This is a genomic window from Mesorhizobium sp. M0159 (assembly GCF_040322295.1).
In the GTDB taxonomy this organism is placed as follows: domain Bacteria; phylum Pseudomonadota; class Alphaproteobacteria; order Rhizobiales; family Rhizobiaceae; genus Mesorhizobium.
On sequence record NZ_JAMYTF010000026.1, the window covers coordinates 74,356 to 92,726 of the forward strand.

Consider the following 18,371-nt stretch of genomic DNA (forward strand, 5'->3'; position numbering starts at 1 on the left):
CGCCGAAGGGTGAACAGATTCAGTTTGAACTAAAAGATTTGCCGTAAACCTTATCGGGAACGTTTGCTTTGCAGTTACCCGGTCTGTGTTATTTAGAGTACCATCATGTTGCAGCGCCTGATATCCGATCGAAAAATACATGTCCTGGTCGCGACGCCCTCGGGCGTTTCGGGGCAGGGCGGCATCGACCGCATCATGGGGGCGCTGAAGCAGGAGTTCGAACGGCAAGAAATCGCCGACATCGATGTGTGCTTCCTTGCCAGTCGTGGCCCGGGGCATGTCGGACTTTCGATCTTCTATATGCTCGGTTTTTGCTTACGGATGCTTAAAGCGCGTCTGGCTGGACGCGCCGATGTCATTCATATCAACATCTCAGTTTCCGGCAGCACCTACCGCAAGATGGTGATCGCCGCCTGCGCACGGCTGCTGTCGATACCCTATGTCCTGCATTTGCACGGGGCGCAGTATCAGACATTCTGGAAAGCCGACCGCGGTTTCATAAGCCGCCGTATCAAAGCTCTGTTCGAGCATGCCGATCGGGTGATCGTTTTGGGCAGGCTTTGGCGTGATTTCGTCGCCAGCCGGGCGCCGGGCGCAGCCGGCAATATCGTGATCGTGCCCAATGCGACCGAAGTCCCGTCGCTGGCGCATGTCGGCGGCGGCGACCATGTGCATATCCTGTTCCTGGGCCGCATCGGCGACCGCAAGGGCGTACCGCAATTGCTCGAGGCACTGCACCGCATGAGCCCTGTCAAGAATTGGCGCGCCACGATTGCCGGCGATGGCGAAGTCGAGGCGGCACGGGCAAAATCGGCCGCGCTGGGGATTGCAGACCGGATCGCCTTTCCGGGTTGGGTGGGGCCGGACGATGTCGCATCGCTGATTTCTTCGGCCGATATTCTGGTTCTTCCATCCTTCGCCGAAAATCTGCCGATGTCGGTGATCGAAGGCATGGCAGCCGGTTTGGCGGTGGTGGCGACCCCGGTTGGCGCCGTCGAAGACATAATCACCGACGGGCAATCCGGGCTGCTGGTGCCGCCAGGCGATGTTACAGCGTTGACCGAGGCGCTGAGCCGCCTCGTGGAGAACCCGGCACTGCGGGCAAAACTTGGTGCCGGTGCCATGGCCGTGCATCGGGAACGGCTTGAGCTCGCCCCGTTTGTCGGCGCAATCTGCGATGTCTGGCGATCGGCCGCGTCAAGCCGTCAACCGGTCAAGCGCTGAGGCCGACGATCGCGGCGGCGCGTCGAGCCTGAATTCGCGGTGGAATATCTCCAAATTCAACAGCGCCCATATCAGCTTTTCGTGGTCTGCAGCACGCGTGGTGTGTTCCGAGACGATTTGATCTAGCTGTTTCGGACTCAGATAGCTGCGAATGACGGAGTGGGGCGAGCAAAGATGGTCATGCACGTAGTTCCTCATCGATCCGCGAAACCATTCGGCGACCGGTACCTTGAACCCGACCTTGCGGCGGCTGAGAATTTCTTCCGGGAGGATATTGGCCATGCTGTCGCGCAGGATCTGCTTGCTATGCAACCAACCCAGCCTGTAGCGATCGGGCAATTTGCTGACGAATGAAACCAGGTCTCGATCGAGGAACGGCATTCTTCCTTCGATTGAACCGGCCATCATCATGTGGTCGCCTCGTTCCAGGAGATTGTCAGGCAGCCACGATGTCTGATCGAAAAACAGCACGCGGCGAAGATGGGAAGCCGCAGCGCTTGACGAGAACGGAAAGTCGTTGCGCTCATAACGGCGATTTGCGGACGCGCCGATCAGGCAAGCGCGCTGCTGCGCCGAAACGGCTCCAAACCAGGAGACCATCCGGGCGGCAAAGTCCCTTTCGCCCGCGGTGCGGGCAAACGTATCGACCTTGGCCGACGCGCCCGGCATGGCGCGTACCAAAGGGGAAAGGACGTTATCGTGCAGCGAGGCTGGAACAAGCGACTGGTAGATCCCGGCCAGTGATTCCGCGCGATGCTTGGGATAGCCGCCGAGAATCTCGTCGGCTCCTTCTCCGGTGAGCACCATCTTGACGTCCTGCGAGGCGCGCTCCGACATCAGGTAAATTGGAATATCGCTGCTTTGCGAAACAGGTCCCCCGCGTTGGCGAACCATCGCGGGCAGCTGATCCATCAGATCGCCTGGCTGGATGACAAGTTCGCAATGATCGGTCTTGAAATGATCGGCAACGCGCCGGGCGAATGCAAGTTCGCTATAGGCTGCGTCGTCGAACCCGACGGAAAACGTGCGAATGGGCGTGGCGCTATGCCTGGCCATCAGGGCGACGATAGCCGAGGAGTCGAGTCCTCCGGAGAGAAAGGCCCCAAAAGGTGCATCGCTGCGCATCCTGATCTCGACGGAATGGTCGAGCAGTTCCAGAAATCGCTTCTTGGCGGTTTTTCCGTCGATCCGCTCGGCCAGGGCCGCCTGATCCGGAGGCGTATAGTAGCGCGTTTCCTTGACCACCCCTTGCGACCAGACAGCATAGCTTCCGGGATTGAGCTTGCGGATCTGTTTAAAAAGCGTGCGTGGTCCCGGCACATAACGCCAGTTCAGATACTCGTCCACCGCATCCAGATCGAGTTGCTGCGCATCTTGCTGCGCCGACAACAATGCGTTGATCTCCGAGGCAAACAGCAGCAAGCTTTCGCTTTGCATGAGGTAAAGCGGCTTTTCCCCGAAGGGATCCCGGCCGAGGATCAATTCCTGCCTCTGAGCATCCCAGAGTGCAAAGGCGAACATGCCGCTCAGCCGGTCGAACATGGACAAGTGCCACTGATCGTAGGCTCGGAGCAGCACCTCGGTATCGGAGCGCGTTCGAAAATGATGGCCAAGGCCGATCAGTTCCTGCCGCAACTCGATGTAGTTATATATCTCTCCGTTGAAAATTATTTTGAGACGGCCGTCCTCAATCTGCATCGGCTGATTTGACTCAGGCGCCAAGTCAATGATCGCCAGGCGGCGATGGACCAATGCCAATTGTTGCTCGCCGGTGTTCAGGTCCAATATCTCGGCGCCTTCGGCATCGGGACCGCGATGCCGCAATGCGTTTGACATTCTGGCGGCCCGCTCTTGTGGATTTTTAGCCCTTCGACCGATCCATCCGGCAATTCCACACATTGTTCCCCCTAGGCGCGCACATTCCTCAATTCAGTACAACAAATGTGTTAAACACTTCGTGCCAATACAACCCAACCGGGAGAAAGCTGCCACGGGCCGTTCCTCGATCGAGCCTGGCGGTCAGGGGTTGCACCGGTTGTTCGCTGGTGAGGGCGAGTGACGGCACCTATGGCAGGCCCAATGCCTGCAGCATCTCCGGGTCGGGAACCGGGGGACCATCGGGCGGGATGAGGCTCATCCCATAAGGATTGGAGAACTCCCAGACAGACCATGGGATCGCGAAGCGTTCGGCCTCTCGGCGCACTGCCTTGAGATAGCGCGAACGGTCGGCCTCAAAGGCGCCCATGCGGCCGTCCGCGGACATGAGGATAGCGCCGAATTCGCCCATGAAGAGCCGCCGGCTGGGAATGCCATGGCCTTCAGCCCAGTCGACAGCCTGGCGAAAGCTCGCCTCCAGTTGGCTCTGGCCCCAGTTCTGCTCGAAATAGTTCGCGATTGCTTGGCGCGCGGTGGCCATGTTCATGACCTGCTCGACCCTGCTCAAGCCGGCAGCTTCCATCCGCGCTCTAAGGGTTTCGGTCACCACTTCGGGTGTACTACTGTCGGCCGGCCAGGGAAGTCCCGAAGCAAAGCTGATCGTGTCATCGGGCCGCTGGTGGGTGAAGCTGTGCGGCTCATACATATGGAAGCTGTAATAGAGGTTTGGGTCATCAAAGCCGGGGCTGAGGTTAACCAATCCGGCAATGCTGCCGCCGCAGGCGCCGGTTGCAACGATGGTAAGTTCGCTGCTGACCGCTCGAATGTCGTGGACGGTCCCTGCCATGATCCGCTGCCAGTGATCGCTGCCGCTCGCATCGCAAGGGTAGTATGCGGGCTCGTTGTAAGGTTCGAGGGCGACTTTGTCGGTGCCTATCTTGACCAGCATGGCAGCGACCGCCACAACCATTTGACGATAGCGGGCAACGCCCTCGCTGTCGGCGCCGCCATAGATCATCTCCATGCTGTAGTCGGGAACCTGAGTGACGCCATGCAGGTCGAAAACCACCTTGAGGCCGGTCGACGTGATCCGCTCAACGGCGGCGGCAAGTATGTCCAGCGCCTGCTGCCGCTTGGCGTCCCCGCTGGCAAGCAGCGGGCCGGGATCGACGCTCAGCCGGACGAAGTCGAAGCCCATCGATCGGATGTGGGCAAACACCTCCGCGGCCGGCCAGTCGGTGAGCGGCCTGCTTTCCGCAAGCCACTCCTTTTCGCTGCGATAGGGCGGCCAAACGTAGGTTCCGTCTTTCTCCACCGGCGACCAGTTGAGCCACTGATGCACGCCAACGCCGCGCTTGAGAGGGATGGGCTCTGCCGCGGCCGCCACAAGCAAGGCGAGCACCCAGGCAACAACATACACCGCTTTTCGCATCGCTCCCTCCGCATGCTCGCGGGAGATATTAACCGCAACGAACGGGAAAGAAGATTGCCGGCCCGCAGCTTTTCGACGGCATGGTATACAAGGACCGAAACGTTGACGGGGCGTGCATGAGAATCGGCTGGTACATCAACCGATTGCGCAGCATGGGACCGGCCGAGGTGTTGCACCGGCTGGGCGAGCAACGTCGAAGGATCGTGTCGCGCCGCCGCGATGATGGGTGGGAGCGCTATCCATCGCCGCAGTTGCACCCAGTGCTGCCCGGATTTCGCCATGCTGCGCTGGCAGCGACCGACGCTCAACGGCAGGCCATAGCGGCGGCCGCGCAAGAGATGCTTCATGGCCGGTTTTCGGCACTCGGGCGGACATGGCCAAAGCGTGAGCCCGATCTTTTGTTTCCTGCTGAGCTTTGGCGTCTTGATCCGGTAACCGGCAGGCTTTGGCCTGGCGCCGAGGCTCATACTTTCGATATCGATTTTCGCGATGGCGGCGACCTTGGCGATATAAAATATGTCTGGGAGGTCAACCGGCTGCAGCAATTGCCAGTACTGGCTGCACACCTGCTCCTCAGCGAGGACAATCGATCCCGGAGTGCCATTGAGGCGGCAATCGGCAGTTGGCATTCCGCCAATCCGCCGTTCCGAGGCATTGGCTGGGCTTCCGGCATCGAAGTAGCGCTGCGAGCCATCAGCCTGATCGTCACCCTGGACCTTATCGGTGACCGGCTTGACCCGGCGACGCTGCGGAAAGCTGGTGAGATACTCGCGGCAAGCGCCTATTGGCTGCCGCGGTTTCCGTCGCGATATTCCTCCGCCAACAACCATCTCGTCGCAGAGTTGGCTGGCGAATATCTGGTTTGCCTGGCGCTCGGGGCCGAATCCGAAATTGCCCGCAGCGCCCTCTTAAATGAGACGCACAAGCAGATTCTTGCCGACGGCGCCGGTGCCGAGCAAACGCCGACCTATGCAGCCTTCAGCGCCGAACTCATCTTGCTGTGCGCCGCCGCGGCACGCCAGGCGGGAACGCCGTTTCCCTCGGCCGTCGAAGCGCGTCTGGGCGCCTTCGCCAATTTCGTCGGCTGGCTGCCACAGAAAGCCGCCCGCTTCGGCGACGACGATGAGGGCCATGTGCTGAAGCTGGGCGACGAGCCGAACTATATCCGATCCGTCGCGGCCGCCATCCACGGCTTACTGGGGACGCCGGGCAACGCGCCGGAGCCTGACGATTTTCGTTCGCTTTTCTTTGGTGCGCCGTCAGGCCCGGCGCCCGCGGTGCATGGCTTGCAGACATTCACGCAAGGCGGGCTCTCCGTCTGGCGCGGAGCAATGAATGGCCGCAATGTCGAACTGACGTTCGACCATGGACCGCTCGGCTATCTCTCGATAGCGGCGCACGGCCATGCCGACGCGCTGTCGCTCACCCTGTGCATCGACGATGAGCCGGTGCTGGTCGATCCCGGCACCTGGCTCTACGGTTCGGGAGGCGCATGGCGCGACTGGTTCCGCTCCACACCGGCGCACAACACGCTCAACATCGAGGGCGAGAGCCAAAGCACCATCGCTGGAAATTTCAACTGGTCGCACAAGGCAGTCGCAGCGCTGGTGGAGAGCGAGCCGGGACCGCACTGGAGGCTGAGCGCCCGGCATGACGGCTATAGAAGCCGCTTCGGCGTCGTGCATCAGCGCACTTTGGCGCGCCAGGCCGATGGCATCCTCATCACCGACCAACTGCTCGGCGGCAGGCGCCAGTCCGAGATCGTCTTCCAACTGGCCGCCGGCCTCCATGCCGACCGGCACGAAGATACGGTCACGGTATTGCGCGGCGACGAGGTACTGTTGGCCATCCGCTTTCCTGATGCTGCGCTCGATATCGGCGCGGGCGGTGACATGCCGGGCCAAGGCGGTTGGGTTTCACTGCGTTTTGGCACTAGGCAGCAAGCCGAACGCCTCGCCTGGCACGGTGAAGTGGGCGAAGCCGGGATCGATATCCATCTTGCCCCAATTCACCCGCCGCAACAGCAAAAACCGGTGCCAACGTAGAGTTGCCGGGCGAGTTCCAGCCGTATTCGACATTAATTACGTTTGGACATTTAGCGGTTTCGTTACCGTTGATCTGCTAGTCTCGCACCATCCAGCCTGCTTTGCCCGCTGCGCCCGCAACAGCCACTGGTTGCAGGCGGCGTAGCGAGTTTGGCGGGAATTTTGTGCTTTGCTATTCGCCAGATCGCCTTCTTACGACTTACGACCAGGAGCCGCTGCATCAATGTTTTCCGAATTTGCCAGAGCGATTGTGGAAAAGCTTTCGAACGTCAATCTGACCACGCTCGGCCTGCTTCTCCTCACCGCACTGGGCAGCGCGGTGATCGCCTACTGGCGAACTGCCGAACATAAGTCCCTCAGGGACTTTTTCGACTTCGCCTTCCCACAGGAAGTCATCCTGCACCCGTCGGCGCGAGCCGACGCCCTGTTCTGGATCACGAAACGGGCGATGATGCCTTTCCTGCTTATTCCTGCCGGCGTCACCTTCGTCGTCGCGGTGGGCTATGGCACACGTGAGGCAATTGGCTGGCTCCTTAACATCCACGCGCCGCTTCTCGGCGGCCCGGCGGGACCGGTGACGATCGTCATCTTCACCGCAACCATGCTGGTCGCCTATGATATTTCATACTACCTCTACCACGTCGCCCAGCACCGTTTCCCGTTCCTGTGGGAATTGCACAAGGTACATCATTCGGCCGAAGTGATGGTGGGGATCACCAAGGACCGGGTTCATCCGCTGGACGATCTGATGAACCGTATGTGGGATGGCGTCATCCCGGGCATCTGCTTCGGTGTCTGGAGCCTGATCGCACTCGATCCGGTAGAGGTCGCTATCTTCGGCATCAACGTCTACGTCATCCGCAACATCCTGATGATGGACTTTGTTCGCCATACGCATCTCAAGATATCGTTCGGCCCGTTGAACAACATCATCCTGTGTCCGCACTGGCACCAGGTGCATCACAGCATCGACCCGCGTCACTACGATAAGAATTTCGGCCTGCTTTTTTCGTTCTGGGATCGTCTGTTCGGAACGCAATTTGTCCCGGAGCCGGATGAAGACCTGAAATTTGGCCTGGTCGATCGCGATGTGCGCGATTACCAGTCGCTCTTTGGGCTCTACATCCTGCCGCTCAAGAAGATGGCAAGGCATGTCATGCGACTGTTTCACAGACGGCCCAATGTGGTCGCGCAGCCACAGGACAGTTCTCCTTCATGAACACCGCTGTTTCCATCGACGTCCTAGGCGCGGAGCGCCTGGAAATCGTCCGTTCGGCGGATCGCCTGGCTGCGGTCGAAGCCGCTTGGATGGAGCTTTGGCATCGTACCGACGGGCTGATCTTTCAAAGCCATGCCTGGATTTCGGCATGGTGGAGTACCGTACAACGCCGTGACCAGCGCGCGTTGCGGATCGGCCTGGTCTGGAAGGGCGAGAGACTCGTTGCTGTCGTTCCGCTGGCGATCGGCAGGCGCAGAGGGCTGCGGTTTCTCGAATGGGCGGCCGGCAGCTATACCGACTATGGGGATATTCTCGTTGCTCCGGAATGCTCGTTATCGGCGCTGCAGGAGCTATGGACGCAACTCTGCGATGCAGGTGGCTTCGATCTTGCCTTGATCAGTCGTCTCTCGCCGGATGCGGCGGCCCGCAAAATTTTCACGCCGGGAGCTTCCGGCGGCATCAGGCTTCGTCACTTTCACCGAACGGAAGTCAGCTATCGCGTTGCCGGACAATGGGAAAGCGGAGCGGCATGGTTGGCGGACCAGTCGAAAAAGACGCGCCAGAACTATCGGCGCGGCATCAAGGCGCTGGAAGAAACCGGAGAGGTGAGATTTCGCCTGCTTGCGCCCGACGAGCCGCTGCAACCGGTACTGGAGCGCCTCGCGGCCTTGAAGCGGAAATGGCTGACCGAGCGCATGCGTGAATCAGACCTCTTCGAAGAGGGCGTGCCGGTACTCGCCGCGCTCGTCGATGCGTTGGCGCGCGCCGGCGTGCTGCATATCTTCGTCCTCGAATGCAATGGCGTGATGGTCGCGGTGTCGATCAACTTCGTCCAGCACGACGTGATGATGGCCTTCGTGACGACGTTCGATCCGGATTTCGGCCGGGCGTCGCCGGGTGTGATCCTGTTGATGGATTACGTGCAGTGGTCGATCGATCACGGCTTGAGCATGGTCGATTTCCTCTGTGGCGCAGAGTCGTTCAAACACAAATTCTCAACGCAGGCGGTTACGCTGGAATCCGTCATCGGGACGCGCACGGCACAGGGCGCGCTTGCATTTCTTGCCGATCGTGTCCTCCAGACCGTCAGGCATATGCGCGAGCGGTCATCGGCACCACCAGAGGGACGCGATACGCCCGCTCAAGCCGAAGCAGCCTTGGACTAAAGCGCGTCGCGTTCGATCGGCCTCATGCGACGCGCTTTAGATTCTTGTTTTATACATGTCGTTATCGCAAAACCGCTGCACTTTTGCGCGACATGCTTTAGAATGGTTCATCGTTTCACGGAAACGCCGAACAGCTCCATCTTTTGTTTTGACGCAATTCCGGATGAAAACCGTTCACACTTTTCCTGGAATTGCTGTAGCGGCCCGCTCGCAAAAAGCTCAAATGAAGCGCGGTATCGGACCGTTTTGCGGCGTGGTGCGGTCGCCGAGGTCGAGGAAGATTTCGTCGATGTAGCACCATCCCCAACCTTCCGGCGGATCGTAGCCTTCGATGACAGGATGGCCGGTTGCCCGAAAATGCTTGGTGGCATGACGGTTGGGCGAGTCGTCGCAGCAGCCGACATGGCCGCATGTGCGGCAGAGCCGCAGATGCACCCACTGCGAACCGCTCTTCAGGCATTCCTCGCAGCCGAGCGCGCTCGGTGTCACGTCGCGAATGTCCCCGGCGTGCCTGCATTCGTCTGCCATCATACGCTCCTGACCAGTTGTGGCGCCACGGCGAGACTGCCGTTTCGCGCGAGATATGCATGCAGCGCTGCAACCACCTGGGCGCCTTCGCCGACGGCAGCGGCGACGCGCTTGATCGAGCCGGAGCGCACGTCGCCGATGGCGAACACCCCGCCGCGGTTCGTCTCCAGTGCACCACGTTCCTGGCCAATGTCAGGCCCGGTGCGAACGAAGCCCTTCGCGTCCAACGCCACGCCGCATTGCGCCAGCCAGTCGGTGTTCGGATCGGCGCCGATGAACAGGAAGAGGTGGCGGATCGGACGTGCTGTCTCGGTGTCGCGGTTGCGCCAGCGCACTTTGCCAAGATTGCCGTCGTCGCCTTCCAGTGCCGCAATCTGCGTCTCAGCCAGCACTTCGATGTTCGGCTGTGCCCTGACGCGCTCCACCAGATAGCGCGACATGCTCGCATCGAGGCTGCTGCCGCGCGCCAGCAGCCATACCTTCTTCACATGCGCCGCCAGGTAGACGGCAGCCTGACCAGCCGAATTGCCGGCGCCGACAAGGGCTACCTCTTGCCCGGCGCAAAGCCGCGCTTCGATCGGCGAAGCCCAGTAATGCACGGAGGTTCCCTCGAATTGCGCCAGGTTTGCCATGTCGAGGCGGCGATAGCGCGCTCCGCTGGCGATCACCACCGACCGTGCCCGCACGGTCTCCCCGCCGCCGACGGCGAGCGTGTAGTGGGCACCGGACGTGTCGCTTGCGCTGCCCAGCAGCTTCGCCTCGTCCGGTATCACCATCTCGACGCCGAATTTCTGCGCCTGGTTGTAAGCGCGCGCCATCAGCGCCATTCCCGAAATGCCGGTCGGAAAACCGAGGTAGTTCTCGATGCGCGAGGAGGCACCCGCCTGTCCGCCGAAGGCACGGCAATCGAGCACGATCGTCGACAACCCTTCGGAAGCCGCGTAGACGGCCGCCGCGAGGCCGGCCGGTCCGGCGCCGACAATGGCCACGTCGTACAGCTTGCCGGCGTCGATCGGCCTCACCAGGCCGATGCAGCGGGCAAGCTCGTTCTCTCCGGGATTGAGCAGCAGCTTGCCGTTCGGACAGAGCACGATCGGCAAATGGTGGATATCGACATGGAAGCGTTCGATCAGGGTCCTGGCGCAGGGATCGGCAGCCGAATCGAGAACGCGATGCGGCTGACCGCTGCGAGCCAGAAAACCTTGCAGCCTCAAAACGTCGCCGCTGTCGACCGGTCCGACAATGATCGGGCCGGCTGTGCCGCTCTCGAGCAGGCCGACACGGCGCAGGATCAGCGCCCGCATGATGCGCTCGCCGAGGTTTGCTTCCTGCACCATCAGGTCCCTCAGCCTTTGCGAGGGGATGACGAGCGCCTCGACCGGCTCGACCGCCTCCACATCCACTAGTGAGGGTCGGGCTGAAAGCTGCGCCAACTCGCCGACGAAATTGCCTGCACCGTGCGTGACGATTGTTTCGCGCCGGCCGAAGCTGCCGCCCTGGATGATATCCACCTTGCCGGACAGGACCACGATCAGACCGGGCGCCAGCTCGCCGGCTTTGACGATCTGTTCGCCTGCAGCATAGGACACGGCTTCGCCGAAACGGCCCATGCGGTCCAGTTCTGCCTCAGCCAGCACTGGAAACATCTGATCGCGACGGGCAATGGAGATCGGATTGGCGGGTTGAGACATGGTTCGAACCTATCGCCGGTTTCCGACAGTTTGAAGCGGTTTTTGCGGCTTGCGGCCGGTAGGAACCTAGCCCGCCTGTCGGTAAACGCTGTGTCCTTCGCTTCGCAGTTAACTGACGGCGGCCGTGCGACGATGTCGTCGCGACGTGCCTCAAAATCCGTTGCATCTCCTTGATTTGTTTGATTTGTGCATCCCGGCAAACCCGGCGCATGCTGCTTCAGCCGGCACCTGCCTAAGCCGGCCAGGCCCGGCGGGCCGTCCTGTGTCAAACTCTCGGCCGCCGGGCTTCTGGACAGCAGAAAACGGCCTGTGTCCGAGCACTCCGCAAACTGGCCTGCGGCCTGTTGTTCGGCGAGTGCTCAGGCAGCTACCTGAAGCACAATCTTGCCGCGCGTATGCTGCTTCTCGAGCTGTTCCTCGGCCCTGGCGACTTCCTCAAGAGGATAGATTGCCTGCACGAATGGCCTGACCTTCCCGGCGTCGATGAGGCGGCTGATCTCGGCAAGCTGCGCCGCGTTCGGCTTGGTCAAATAGGAAACGCCGCGAGCCCGATGCAGGCGGGCCTTCTCCGCCGACGGCTCGGAAAGCGTTGAGACGAGCGTCCCGCCGGGCTTGAGCACGTCCCACGAGCGGTCCTGTGTTTCACCCGCTACCAGGTCGAAGACGAGGTCGACGTCCTCGACAAGCTCCTCGAAGCGCTGGTTCTTGTAATCGATCGCCTGGTCGGCGCCAAGCGCGCGGACGAAATCGAAATCCTGCGCGGACACGGTCGTCGCGACAAACGCGCCCGCGGCCTTTGCGAACTGCACCGCCAGATGACCGACGCCGCCGGCGCCGCCATGGATAAGGACCCGCTGCCCGGATTTGAGGCCGCCGTGATCGAAAAGGCCTTGCCACGCGGTAAGGCCCGCAAGTGGCACGGCGGCGGCTTCGGCGTGGCTTAAGCGTTGCGGCTTCGCCGCCGCCTCCGTTGCCTTGACGACGACATATTCGGCGTTGCCGCCGCGGTCGTTGCCGAGCATGGCATATAGCGGATCGCCCTTCTTCAGCGTATGGGCCCGCGTGCCGCACAGTTCCACCACGCCGGATACGTCGCGGCCGAGCGTGACGGGCAGATCCGCGCCCGAAGAGCCCTCGCGAACCTTGTAGTCGACGGGATTGACGCTTGCCGCGTAGACCTTGAGCGTGACCTCGTCGTCATGCGGCTGAGGCAACGGAACCGCGTCCAGCGAAAGAACCTCCGGTCCACCAAAATCGTGGATTCGGACGGCCTTCATCGTAATCATGGCTTGCTCCTCGTCGGGTTGCAGTCCAGTTCGCTCTGAACAGTTTCGCCGGCAGGGCCGGCGTCTATCCAGCCGGCGGTTCGGTCGTAGCAAAGGCCGGCCGGTGGTGCGCCGTCAGTGTATCGTTTGCGAATGCTCGCCGCCGGGTTGCGAGATGCCGCTCAGCGCTTCACCTGCTGTCGCCGTCTCGCTGTTGGTGGCGAGGTCGCCCAGCGAAACGATGCCGACCAGGCGCTTGTCGCGGTTCAGCACCGGCAAGCGGCGCACTTTCAGGTCAGCCATGTTACGCAGAATATCCTCCGCGTCTTCGTCTTCGAAGCAATACCTGACCTCGGTGCTCATCACTTCCCGTACCTTGGCGTCAGGTGTCTTGCCTTGGGCGACGCCGCGGATTGCGATGTCGCGATCGGTTACCATGCCGACAAGCCGATCGTTCTCGCCCACCGGCATTGCGCCGGCGTCGAGGCGACCCATCATTTCTGCCGCATCGCGCAGGGTTTGCTGCGGACTGGCGATCTCGACGTCCTTTGTCATGCAGTTGCCGACTTTCATTTTAACCTCCCTTGGTTGCAGGGCCCGCCGCCGGTTTCCATGATGAAAGGGTGAATGAGCGCCAGCGCAAAACGTTCCATGGCAAGACCCGTTTCGAGCGCTTCGCCGAAATCACCCTTGCCATCCTCCACCCGACCGCCCTTCAGGCGGTCGGCCCGGGAAAGGTCGGTTCCGAAGGAATTTCGGAAGGCGTGCCGGGAGGAACTCCGATCGGCTCCTGGTCCGGCGTCGGAATTGGATCCGGCGAGGGCGGGGGTACGCCTGGAGGTTCTCCCGGCGGAGTCTCCGGCGGGGCAGGCGGCCGGGCCGGCTCCGGATTGGGATTGTCCGGCAGTGGATTCGGGTTATTCGGATCGGGATTGTTCATCGGTCACTCCCCTGACAACTGTGACCTGATCTCCGCCAAGAGCGGGGGTGCGGCAGCGGCGATCAGGCTCTCTTGTCCTAAACCAAGGGGAAGCAAAAGCGTTCCCGCTTCCGACGCCACGCGCGGTGCCAATCTATCGGGCGGTTCCCAGGCTGGCATACATTCCGTTGGTGCGGAACTGCGTCGGGTTGATGCCGTAGAGGCGGCGGAAGACCTTCGAAAAGTAATTGGCATCCTCGAAGCCGCACATGATGGCGACTTCCTTGACCGGCAGGAAATCGGCCTTCGTGAGCAACTTCGCCGCGCGCTGCAGTCGCTGCTGCAGCACGAATTCGGCGGGCGGAAGACCTTCACTCTCGGCGAAGCAGCGCGAGAAATGCGCGCGGCTCAGGCCGCTGATCTCAGCGAGATCGGCAACGCGGAGCGGCCTGTCGAGATTGGCCCTGATGTGATCGATGACCGGCTGCATGGCGCTCTTGTCGTCTGTGACGGCATGCGAGCCGAAGACATCGTCGTAGAGCGCCATGGCTGCTTCATAGGCGACGGCCGAGGCGGCTCCCGGCGAGACCGCGCCCGTGATCAGGCGCACACTGCAATCAGCCAGATGATCGATCGTCGAGGGCTGCAGCCGCAGCACCGGACCGACGGCGGCAAGGATCGACTTGTGGATGCGCAGTGCCTCCTCGCCGTTCATCGATATCCAGAAGAACTCCCAGCGTTCGCCCTTGGCCAGCCAGTAACGGTGGTTGTGCGGCACGAGAACCAGCAAAGTGTCGCCCTTTTGCAGGCGGTAGTTCCGGTTCTCGTAGCGCAATCGGCCGGCGCCGCTGATCGTATGCTGGAGCACGGTAAACGGCGTCAGGCCGCGCTTGCGCCCATCCCAGTCGTAGACCTCGTTTTCGCGCACTTCATAGCCGGTGCTTGTCGGCATGGTGTGTAGGCGCTGGCGCCCGCGCGGCAGCGATACCGTCCTGCCCGCCGGCCCGATGTCGATCAAGTTCCGCAGCACAAAATTACCCCTAAAAGCATAATCCTTCTCTGGTCGCGTGCCGAATAAGGCGCATAATCCCTTGAGAAAAGCAAAAGAAACCGCGGTCAAAGAGCGGATGGGAGGAAATGCTGGATTCCAGCCTGCATAGCGTGGCAGGCGGGCCAGGCCTCTTTTCGCCGCCTTTGCCCCAGCGTTCGATCAGGTCGAGGTGAGGCTGATGAGTTTCAAGATCGCTATCATCGGTGCGGGAAGCGTCGGGTTCACCAAGAAGCTCTTCACAGACATTTTGTGCGTTCCTGAATTCAGGGATGTCGAATTCGCATTGACCGATCTCAGCGAGCGCAACCTCCAGATGATCAAGTCGATCCTCGACAGGGTCGTCGAATTCAACAGGCTGCCGACCAAGGTTACGGCAACGACAGACCGCCGTGCTGCCCTCGAGGGTGCCCGCTACATCATCAGCTGCGTTCGCGTCGGCGGTCTCGAAGCCTATGCGGACGACATCCGCATTCCCTTGAAGTATGGCATTGACCAGTGCGTCGGCGACACGATCTGCGCCGGCGGCATCCTCTATGGCCAGCGCAACATTCCGGTAATCCTCGATTTCTGCAAGGATATCCTCGAAGTCGCCGAGCCTGGGGCGAAATTCCTGAACTACGCCAATCCGATGGCTATGAACACCTGGGCGGCGATCGAATATGGCAGGGTCGATACCGTCGGCCTCTGCCACGGCGTCCAGCATGGCGCCGACCAGATCGCCGAAGTGCTCGGCGCCAAGTCGCGCACCGAGCTCGACTACGTCTGCTCCGGCATCAATCACCAGACCTGGTTCATCGACCTGCGTCTCAACGGCCGCAAGATCGGTAAGGACGAGCTGGTTGCCGCCTTCGAGGCGCATCCGGTCTATTCGCAGCAGGAAAAGCTGCGCATCGATGTCCTGAAGCGCTTCGGCGTCTATTCGACCGAAAGCAACGGCCATCTTTCCGAATACCTGCCCTGGTATCGCAAGCGGCCGGACGAAATCACCCGCTGGATCGACATGTCCGACTGGATCCACGGCGAGACCGGCGGCTACCTTCGTTATTCGACCGAAACACGCAACTGGTTCGAAACGGAGTTCCCGCAATTTCTGGAATCCGCCGCCAGGCCGATAGACCCCGCCAAGCGCTCCAACGAGCATGCCAGCCACATTCTCGAGGCGCTGGAGACGAACCGCGTTTATCGCGGCCATTTCAACGTCAAGAACAACGGCATCATCACCAACCTGCCGCAGGACGCGATCGTCGAGTCGCCCGGCTTCGTCGACCGCTTCGGTATCAACATGGCCTCCGGCATCACGCTGCCGGAGGCCTGCGCCGCCACTTGCATTTCCTCCATCAACGTCCAGCGCATGTCGGTTCATGCGGCGATCTCCGGCGATATCGACCTGCTGAAGCTCGCGGTCCTGCACGACCCGCTGGTCGGCGCGGTTTCGACGCCGGAAGAGGTTTGGCAAATGGTGGACGAAATGGTCGTCGCCCAGGCTCGCTGGCTGCCGCAATATGCCGATGCGGTGCCGGCCGCGAAGGAACGGCTTTCGAAATCCAGGATCAAGACCCGCGAATGGGCCGGTGCGGCAAGGCGCGACGTCCGTTCGATCGAGGAATTGCGTGCGGAAAAAACGGCTCTCAAGCAGGCCGTGTGAATTTCACCGGGTGGATCGCGGCGAGCTTTCGGGAGAATTTTCCGCACCCGTCTGTACATTCGTTCGAGGAGAAATGGAGCGCGTCAACGCGCTCCTGAACAAACAGGGAGGAGAGACGATGAGGAATTTTCGAAACATTGGCATTCTCGCCGGGCTGGCGCTTAGCGTCTCGGCCTCGGCGCTGAACGCGTATGCATCCGAGCCGACCGTGCCGCCGGTGCCCGCGCAATTCCCCGCCGAGGGAAAGATCAAATACGTCGCGCGCGACTCCATCCTGGAATTCAAGGCACTGCCGGAATATCACGAACCGGATTGGGTCACCGAGAAATACGTCAAGGCGGGCAAGCTGCCGCCGGTCAAGGACCGTTTGCCTAAGGAGCCGCTGGTCTTCAAGACCGGCAACATGCCGGATGGCATCGGCGTTTACGGCGATACGATGCGCCATGTCATCGGCGGCCGGCCGGAAGGCTGGAATTATGGCGCCGGCCAGACGCAAGGCTGGGGCGGCATCGACATCGGCCTTTCCGAATGCCTGACGCGCACCGCGCCGCTTTTCCAGGTCGAGGCCAAGGACACGGAGCCGCTGCCGAACCTCGCCAGGAGTTGGGACTGGTCCAAGGACGGCCACACGCTGACGATGCATCTGGTCGAGGGCGCGAAATGGTCGGACGGCGTTCCATTCAACGCCGACGATGTGATGTTCTATTGGGACGACGAGGTGATCGACCCCAATGTGTCGCCGCTGAACGGCGCGACGCAGGAGACCTTCGGCGTCGGCACGACGTTGAAGAAAATCGACGACTACACCGTCGAGTGGACGTTCAAGGACGCCTTTCCGAAACAATACCTTTACGCCATGGCTTCCGGCACCTTCTGTCCGGGCCCGTCGCATATCCTCAAGCCGCAGCATCCGAAATATTCGAAGAACACCTACGAGCAGTTCAAGAACGCGTTCCCGCCGGAATATATGAACATGCCGGTGATGGGTGCCTGGGTGCCGGTGGCATACCGCCCCGACGACATCATCGTCATGCGTCGCAATCCGTACTATTGGAAGGTCGACGAGAAGGGCAACCAACTGCCGTATCTCAATGAACTGCACTACAAATTGTCGACCTGGGCCGACCGCGACGTTCAGGCCGTCGCGGGAGCCGGCGACTTCTCCAATCTGGAGCAGCCGGAGAACTTCGTTGCCTCGCTGAAGCGCGCGGCGCAAAAGGACGCACCGGCACGGCTTGCGTTCGGCGCGCGGCTGATCGGCTATAATCTGCGCATGAATTTCTCAGCCAATGGCTGGGGCAACCCCGACGAGCGCGGACAGGCGATACGCGAGCTGAACCGCAACGAGGATTTCCGCAAGGGCGTCACCATGGCGCTGAACCGCAAGGCGCTCGGCGACTCGCTGGTCAAGGGTCCGTTCACTGCCATCTATCCGGGCGGCTTATCCTCGGGCACGAGCTTCTACGACCGGAAGTCGACGGTCTACTACCCCTTCGATCTCGAAGGCGCCAAGGCGGAACTCGCCAAGGCAGGCCTGAAAGACACGGACGGCGACGGCTTCGTCAATTTTCCTGCAGGTACCGCCGGCGGCAAGAATGTCGAGATCGTGATGCTCGTCAACAACGACTACACTACCGACAAGAGCCTTGCCGAAGGTGTAGTCGCCCAGATGGAAAAGCTAGGGCTTCGGATCGTGCTCAACGGACTCAACGGCACCCAGCGCGATGCCTCGCAATACTCCGGCCGCTTCGACTGGCTGGTACGGCGCAACGATCAGGAGCTGACTTCCGTCGTCCAGAATACCGATCAACTGGCCCCGGTCGGTCCACGAACCAGTTGGGACCATCGTGCGCCGGAAAACGGCGAGGTCGATATGATGCCTTTCGAGAAGGACCTCGTCGACATCGTCAACAAATTTGTCTCGTCCGCGGACAATGACGAGCGCGCCAGCCTGATGAGAGAGTTCCAGAAGATCTCGACCGAGCACGTCTACAATGTCGGCCTGACGGAATATCCCGGCGCGCTGATCATCAACAAACGCTTCTCCAACATCCCGCAGGGCACGCCGATCTTCATGTTCAACTGGGCCGAGGATTCGATTGTCCGCGAGCGGGTCTTTGTCGCTGCCGACAAGCAGGCCAAATACGAGCTGTTCCCCGAAGAGCTTCCCGGCAAGCCCGGAGACAAGGGCCCGATGAACTAGGTTTACCTCCCCTGACTGAGAACTCCCGGGGGCGCGCGAGTGGGGCGGGGGCGCAGAACCCACAACAAAACCCACAAAGAACAACACACACGACCAGAAAGCAGGCCC

Annotated in this window: 14 protein-coding genes; 6 read left to right on the forward strand and 8 right to left on the reverse strand. The window is 61.2% G+C overall.

The features are described from left to right. Positions 1 to 105 precede the first annotated feature (105 nt). Positions 106 to 1,224, forward strand: coding sequence for a glycosyltransferase family 4 protein (locus NKJ32_RS22860; protein ID WP_352756633.1), 1,119 nt, complete (start codon positions 106 to 108; stop codon positions 1,222 to 1,224). On the opposite strand, the gene asnB is transcribed toward NKJ32_RS22860, so the two are convergent. Continuing rightward, positions 1,198 to 3,123 carry an asparagine synthase (glutamine-hydrolyzing) gene (gene asnB / locus NKJ32_RS22865; protein ID WP_352756631.1) on the reverse strand — a complete coding sequence of 642 codons (1,926 nt, stop codon included), beginning with the start codon at positions 3,121 to 3,123 and terminating at the stop codon, positions 1,198 to 1,200. The two genes, NKJ32_RS22860 and asnB, sit on opposite strands and share 27 nt — an antisense overlap. 166 nt (positions 3,124 to 3,289) lie before the next feature. Further along, complete coding sequence (locus NKJ32_RS22870; RefSeq protein WP_352756629.1) at positions 3,290 to 4,531, reverse strand: glycoside hydrolase family 5 protein; 1,242 nt, start codon at positions 4,529 to 4,531, stop codon at positions 3,290 to 3,292. 116 nt (positions 4,532 to 4,647) lie between these two features. Here NKJ32_RS22870 and NKJ32_RS22875 point away from each other — a divergent pair, with 116 nt between their 5' ends. The 3 genes from NKJ32_RS22875 (at position 4,648) to NKJ32_RS22885 (ending at position 8,961) form a co-directional block, all read left to right on the forward strand. Beyond that, positions 4,648 to 6,576, forward strand: coding sequence for a heparinase II/III family protein (locus tag NKJ32_RS22875; RefSeq protein ID WP_031211889.1), 1,929 nt, complete (start codon positions 4,648 to 4,650; stop codon positions 6,574 to 6,576). Between the two features lie 223 nt (positions 6,577 to 6,799). Continuing rightward, the gene (locus NKJ32_RS22880) at positions 6,800 to 7,795 is read left to right on the forward strand and encodes a sterol desaturase family protein (protein WP_023677167.1); all 996 of its coding nucleotides are present in this window, start codon (positions 6,800 to 6,802) and stop codon (positions 7,793 to 7,795) included. Further along, positions 7,792 to 8,961, forward strand: coding sequence for a GNAT family N-acetyltransferase (locus tag NKJ32_RS22885; protein WP_023677168.1), 1,170 nt, complete (start codon positions 7,792 to 7,794; stop codon positions 8,959 to 8,961). Before NKJ32_RS22880 ends, NKJ32_RS22885 begins: the two co-directional genes overlap by 4 nt. Positions 8,962 to 9,180: 219 nt before the next feature. On the opposite strand, the gene NKJ32_RS22890 is transcribed toward NKJ32_RS22885, so the two are convergent. The 6 genes from NKJ32_RS22890 to NKJ32_RS22915 all read right to left on the reverse strand — a co-directional run bounded on the left by NKJ32_RS22890 (position 9,181) and on the right by NKJ32_RS22915 (position 14,394). Next, positions 9,181 to 9,492, reverse strand: coding sequence for a UBP-type zinc finger domain-containing protein (locus tag NKJ32_RS22890; protein ID WP_036238601.1), 312 nt, complete (start codon positions 9,490 to 9,492; stop codon positions 9,181 to 9,183). After that, positions 9,489 to 11,180: an FAD-dependent oxidoreductase gene (locus NKJ32_RS22895; protein WP_031211893.1), complete on the reverse strand. Its 1,692-nt coding sequence runs from the start codon at positions 11,178 to 11,180 to the stop codon at positions 9,489 to 9,491. The genes NKJ32_RS22890 and NKJ32_RS22895 overlap by 4 nt, the downstream gene beginning before the upstream one ends. A gap of 359 nt (positions 11,181 to 11,539) precedes the next feature. Next, positions 11,540 to 12,466 (reverse strand): NADP-dependent oxidoreductase, encoded by a 927-nt coding sequence (locus NKJ32_RS22900; protein ID WP_352756627.1) that lies wholly within the window; start codon positions 12,464 to 12,466, stop codon positions 11,540 to 11,542. A gap of 114 nt (positions 12,467 to 12,580) precedes the next feature. After that, positions 12,581 to 13,018 (reverse strand): CBS domain-containing protein, encoded by a 438-nt coding sequence (locus NKJ32_RS22905; protein ID WP_352569048.1) that lies wholly within the window; start codon positions 13,016 to 13,018, stop codon positions 12,581 to 12,583. Beyond that, positions 13,015 to 13,149, reverse strand: a complete 135-nt coding sequence (locus tag NKJ32_RS22910; protein ID WP_352472518.1) for a hypothetical protein — start codon at positions 13,147 to 13,149, stop codon at positions 13,015 to 13,017. The genes NKJ32_RS22905 and NKJ32_RS22910 overlap by 4 nt, the downstream gene beginning before the upstream one ends. Positions 13,150 to 13,518: 369 nt before the next feature. Beyond that, entirely contained in the window at positions 13,519 to 14,394 is an 876-nt protein-coding gene (locus NKJ32_RS22915) for an AraC family ligand binding domain-containing protein (protein WP_502897782.1), read from the reverse strand. Between the two features lie 199 nt (positions 14,395 to 14,593). On the opposite strand from NKJ32_RS22915, the gene NKJ32_RS22920 reads away from it, so the two are divergent. After that, on the forward strand, positions 14,594 to 16,060 hold the full coding sequence (locus tag NKJ32_RS22920; RefSeq protein ID WP_352449637.1) for an alpha-glucosidase/alpha-galactosidase: 1,467 nt from the start codon (positions 14,594 to 14,596) through the stop codon (positions 16,058 to 16,060). Positions 16,061 to 16,178: 118 nt separating this feature from the next. Next, positions 16,179 to 18,263, forward strand: coding sequence for an ABC transporter substrate-binding protein (locus NKJ32_RS22925; RefSeq protein WP_352828994.1), 2,085 nt, complete (start codon positions 16,179 to 16,181; stop codon positions 18,261 to 18,263). The last annotated feature ends 108 nt before the right edge of the window (positions 18,264 to 18,371 follow it).